7 protein-coding genes are annotated in these 4,201 nt (G+C 69.3%); 1 reads left to right on the top strand and 6 read right to left on the bottom strand.

Features of this window, described 5'->3' with window-relative positions:
* The 4 genes from ACWDMM_RS33660 to ACWDMM_RS33645 all read right to left on the bottom strand — a co-directional run.
* On the bottom strand, positions 1-262 hold a 262-nt coding region (locus ACWDMM_RS33660; RefSeq protein WP_449941552.1), incomplete at its 3' end, for a hypothetical protein.
* Positions 263-294: 32 nt separating this feature from the next.
* Positions 295-759: a MarR family winged helix-turn-helix transcriptional regulator gene (locus tag ACWDMM_RS33655; protein ID WP_195081929.1), complete on the bottom strand. Its 465-nt coding sequence runs from the start codon at positions 757-759 to the stop codon at positions 295-297.
* Between the two features lie 9 nt (positions 760-768).
* Positions 769-1,212, bottom strand: coding sequence for an EVE domain-containing protein (locus ACWDMM_RS33650; RefSeq protein ID WP_357113176.1), 444 nt, complete (start codon positions 1,210-1,212; stop codon positions 769-771).
* Positions 1,209-1,631 (bottom strand): SRPBCC family protein, encoded by a 423-nt coding sequence (locus ACWDMM_RS33645; RefSeq protein WP_357113173.1) that lies wholly within the window; start codon positions 1,629-1,631, stop codon positions 1,209-1,211. Before ACWDMM_RS33645 ends, ACWDMM_RS33650 begins: the two co-directional genes overlap by 4 nt.
* Before the next feature lie 117 nt (positions 1,632-1,748).
* Between ACWDMM_RS33645 and ACWDMM_RS33640 the strand changes: the two genes are divergently transcribed.
* Positions 1,749-1,979, top strand: coding sequence for a mycoredoxin (locus ACWDMM_RS33640; protein WP_157111606.1), 231 nt, complete (start codon positions 1,749-1,751; stop codon positions 1,977-1,979).
* A 36-nt stretch (positions 1,980-2,015) separates the two neighbouring features.
* Here ACWDMM_RS33640 and nudC read toward each other — a convergent pair whose 3' ends face one another.
* Both nudC and ACWDMM_RS33630 read right to left on the bottom strand, forming a co-directional pair.
* On the bottom strand, positions 2,016-2,921 hold the full coding sequence (gene nudC, locus ACWDMM_RS33635; protein WP_195081932.1) for an NAD(+) diphosphatase: 906 nt from the start codon (positions 2,919-2,921) through the stop codon (positions 2,016-2,018).
* Positions 2,922-2,967: 46 nt separating this feature from the next.
* Entirely contained in the window at positions 2,968-4,023 is a 1,056-nt protein-coding gene (locus ACWDMM_RS33630; RefSeq protein ID WP_357113168.1) for a potassium channel family protein, read from the bottom strand.
* Between the last annotated feature and the right edge of the window lie 178 nt (positions 4,024-4,201).

Genomic DNA, 4,201 nt, shown 5'->3' with positions numbered 1-4,201 from the left:
AGACAGGGATGCCCGCGGCGCCGCCATGCGCGATCTCGTCGTTCGGACCGGGCATCACCATCGGACCGGCACCGCGCGGCCGCCGACGGTGCTCGGCTGTGCAGACAGGGATGCCCGCGGCGCCGCCATGCGCGATCTCGTCGTTCGGACCGGGCATCACCATCGGACCGGCACCGCGCGGCCGCCGACGATGCTCGACTGTGCAGACAGGGATGCCCGCGGCGCCGCCATGCGCGATCTCGTCGTTCGGACCGGGCGTCATCATCGGACCGGCGAGCCGGGCGTGCGCGGCGTTCAGCGGCCGCGTAGCTGCCGCAGGGAGCGGGCGAAGGCGCCGTCCTCGGCGCCCAGCGGCGCGAAGAACTCCGCGTCGCACGTCTCCACCGCGACGATGGCCCGGTTCACCAGCGCCACGCCCGCTTCGGTGGCGACCAGCGCCTTGGCCCGGCGATCGCTCGGGTGGTCGCGGCGTTCGATCAGGCCCTTCTGCGCCAGCGCGCGCAACACCTGGGAGGTCATCATCGGATCGGTGGCGGCGTATTCGGCCAGGTCACGCTGCCGCACCGGATCTTCGCGGCCCGTAGCCAAATAGGTGAGCGAAGCCAACAGCACGAATTGCACGTGGGTCAGGTCGAATGGCGCGAGCGCCGCCCGCTGCGCCGCCTGCCAGCGATTGGTCACCTGCCACAGCAACAGGCCGGGACTTTCCTCAGCCGCGCGAAATCGGGAACGCAGCCGCCCGTCTTGCGCCTCGCGCATCCGCCTCCCTCACTCGTCGGTCATCTCTCGCGCGATCAACGCGTAATCGTGCGGGCTGAGTTCTATCAGGCCACGGCGCAGGACCATGCCCCAGTTCGGCACGCTGGTGAGGTCGAGCTCGGCACGCAGCGTATCGATCGGGGTCTCCCGCGCTTCCGCTCGGTAGCTGACCGACCGGCGCCACGGCCGGAAGCAGCCGCCGTCCTGCGGGTCGGCCTGCCAGGCCGGGCGGTCGTCGATGGTGCCGATCGCGGTGAACGAGCGCACCGGCGCTCCGGCGCGCATGCCCTCGCGCGGCGAGTAGTACACCAATCCGTCGCCGGGCCGCATGCGTTCCACCGCCGCCCGCTTGCCGTGGTTGGCTTGGGCGATGCCCAGCCGCACGCCGCGCCGGACATGCTCCCTCGAGACCACGGCCAGCCAGTACTTCGCACTCGATCCGGTCGCGCTCATACCGCAACCCCCTCGGCGACGGCCACCAGTGCGTCCAGGTCGGGCTGCACGGATTTCGCCAGGTCGGCGCCCAGAATCTTCGTCCACAACACCCGCAGCGGCCCGTCGATCGAGACGGTCACGGTGACCGTGGTGCGGCCGTCCGCGACGGCGACCTCGTGGGCGAAGGTGAGCCGCGCGCCGAACAGCCGGGAGACGTCCACGAACTCGCGGTCGGTCAGGCGGGCGACCACGAACCGGACCTTCGGGCCGCCCTTCGGCCGCAACGTTCCGGTGGCGCCCTCGGCGAACGGTCCGTCCAAGCGCACCCACTCCGTGTCGGTGTTCCACTCCGGCCAGGTGGCCACGTCGGCCCAGCGGGCGAAGAAGGCGGTCGGCGGCGCACTGGAGATGGCGTGCGCGCTGGCGATGATCGTCATGCATTTAGTATGCGCGCATATTAAATGTCGCGCAAGGTCCCGGATTGTTCGGGTCGGAACAGTCAGCGGTCGTCCGGCGTTGCAGTGTCCGTGACTGACGCGAACCCCACCCTGACGATGTACTCGACCACCTGGTGCGGCTACTGCCGCAGGCTCAAGAAGCAGTTGGACGAGGCAGGCATCAGCTACGTCGAGATCGACATCGAGCAAGACCCCGCGTCGGCCGAGTTCGTCGGCAGCGTGAACGGGGGCAACCACGTGGTGCCCACCGTCAAGTTCGCGGATGGCTCCACCGCGACGAACCCGTCGCTGGCTGCGGTCAAGCAGGTCCTCGCCGGTCTGTCCTGAGCAGCCGTCGCGCGCGGGCCGGCTTCGGCCCGCGCGTCAGTCGATCGCGGCCCAGGATTCAATGATCGTGCGCGCGATGGAGATCGAGCCGGGCAGCAGCAGCCGTGAGCCGCCGTCCCGGTTGGACCAGTCGCCCACCGCCAACGCTTCCCGCACCTGCGCACGGGTGAACCACTCGGCCTCAGCGATCTCACCGTCGGTGAAGGTCAGCGGCTGAGCGGGGTCGGCGACCGCGGCGAAGCCGAGCATCAGTGAGCGCGGGAACGGCCACGGCTGGCTGCCCAGGTAGCTGATCTCGCGCACGTCGAGACCCACTTCCTCGCGCATCTCGCGCTCCACGCAGCGCTCCAGCGACTCTCCCGCCTCGACGAACCCGGCCAGCAGCGAGAACAGCGACTTCGGCCAGCTGCTCTGGCGGGCAAGCAGCACCCGCTCGCCGCCGTCGTGGATCAGGCAGATCACCGCAGGATCGATGCGCGGGAACTCCTCGTAACCGCTCTCGGTGATGCGCGACCAGCCCGCCTTCGCCGACGTGGTGACAGCGCCGTCCGCACCGTGGAAGCCGGCCTTGTCGTGCCAGTTCAGCAGCGCGATCGCGGTGGAGAGCAACCCGGCGGTGCGGTCGTCGACGGCGCCGCCGGCCAGCGCGCGCAGATCGGTCAGCGCCCCCTCCAGCTCCGGATCGCGCACCGCCCACAGGTGCACGCCCTCCTCCACACCGAGGAACACCGCGGCAGGACTCGGCTCGGCGGAGAACTCCACGGCCGCTTCCAGGACCAGGGCGCCCTCGTCGAAGCGCACCTGTCCGCGACGGTTGACCCGCAGAAGTTTCGCTTCCGCCCAGCCCTCCTTCAGGGCCTGGGCATCACCGCGGATGTGCTCGGCCCGGTCGATGACGGAGCGGGAGAGCAACGGAACACTGTTGAGCTGAAACGCCGGCACGGTTCGAGACTATCGCGCCCCGAGCAACAACCTGGTTCGCGCCGGGTCACTTGCCCGCTCGACGGATGTACAACAGCTTGTCGCCCGCGTCGACCGCGTCGACTTCCGGCTCGCCCACCCGGTAGAGCACCCCGTCGCGCACCACGCCCAGGACGATATCGCTGAGATGCCGCGGCGAGCCGCCGATCTCGGACGCCTCCACCTCGCGTTCGGCGACGGCGAAGCCCTCCTCCGGGGTGAGCAGGTCTTCCATCATCTCCACGACCGTGGGCGTGGTGGTCGCGATACCGAGCAACCGGCCCGCTGTCTCCGAGGACACCACCACGGAGTTCGCGCCGGACTGCCGGACCAGATGGGTGTTCTCCGCCTCCCGGATCGAAACCACGATCTTGGCGGCCTTGTTCAACTCCCTGGCGGTGAGGGTGACCAGCACGGCGGTGTCGTCCCGATTGGTCGCGACCACCACCGAGTCGGCGTTCTGCACGCCCGCCAGCCGCAACACGTCGGATTGGGTGGCCGAGCCGTGCACCGTGACCAGCCCGGCGTTGGCGGCCGCCTCCAAGGCGACCACGTCGGTGTCGACCACGACGATGTCGGCGGGCTGCACTCCGTCGCCGAGCATGGCGTCGATCGCGGTCCGCCCCTTCGTGCCGTATCCGACGACCACGGTGTGATTGCGCACGGTGTGCCTCCATCGCTGAATCTTGAAAGCCTGCCGGGAACGTTCGGTCAGCACGCCCAGCGTCGTTCCGACCAGGACGATCAGGAACAGGATGCGCAGCGGGGTGATGATGATGATGTTCGCCAGCCGCGCCTCGGGCGTCACCGGGTGGATGTCGCCGTATCCGGTGGTCGACAGCGACACCGTCGCGTAGTAGAACGCGTCCAGGAACGACAGCTCATTGCCCGAGTTGTCGTGGTAGCCCGCGCGTCCCAGGTACACCACCATCGCGGCCAGGAACAGCAGCGCCGTCGCGAACAGCACTCTTCTGGTCAGCGAAATCCATGGGCTGGTCTGCACTTCCGGGATGCGCAGCACGCCGACCAGGGCGAAATCGGGGCGACTGGCCAAGCCGAGGCCGCGCGCTCGGTCACCGAACACCGGGCACACCTGTCGTCGCGTCGGTCATACCCGGTAATCCTTGTCCCTCCGGCACACCGGGGAGCCTACTGTGTTTTATTTGCCGCGACTGCGTCGCGGCGTGTTCGCGGCCCCTTTATGGCTCGCGTGTGCGCGACCGCCGCTTGCTCCTTCGTCGCTTGCGCGGCGGCCGCGCACA

The sequence above is a fragment of the Nocardia sp. NPDC003726 genome (assembly GCF_053586955.1).
The sequence above is the reverse complement of the archived record's forward strand: the minus strand, read 5'-3'. Positions and strand labels throughout refer to the sequence as shown.

Excerpts from the sequence above, each read along its gene's own strand:
- ACWDMM_RS33650 (WP_357113176.1), bottom strand. The coding sequence starts at position 1,212 with ATGAGCGCGACCGGATCGAGTGCGAAGTACTGGCTGGCCGTGGTCTCG.
- ACWDMM_RS33640 (WP_157111606.1), top strand. The coding sequence starts at position 1,749 with ATGTACTCGACCACCTGGTGCGGCTACTGCCGCAGGCTCAAGAAGCAG.
- ACWDMM_RS33645 (WP_357113173.1), bottom strand. The coding sequence starts at position 1,631 with ATGACGATCATCGCCAGCGCGCACGCCATCTCCAGTGCGCCGCCGACC.
- ACWDMM_RS33655 (WP_195081929.1), bottom strand. The coding sequence starts at position 759 with ATGCGCGAGGCGCAAGACGGGCGGCTGCGTTCCCGATTTCGCGCGGCT.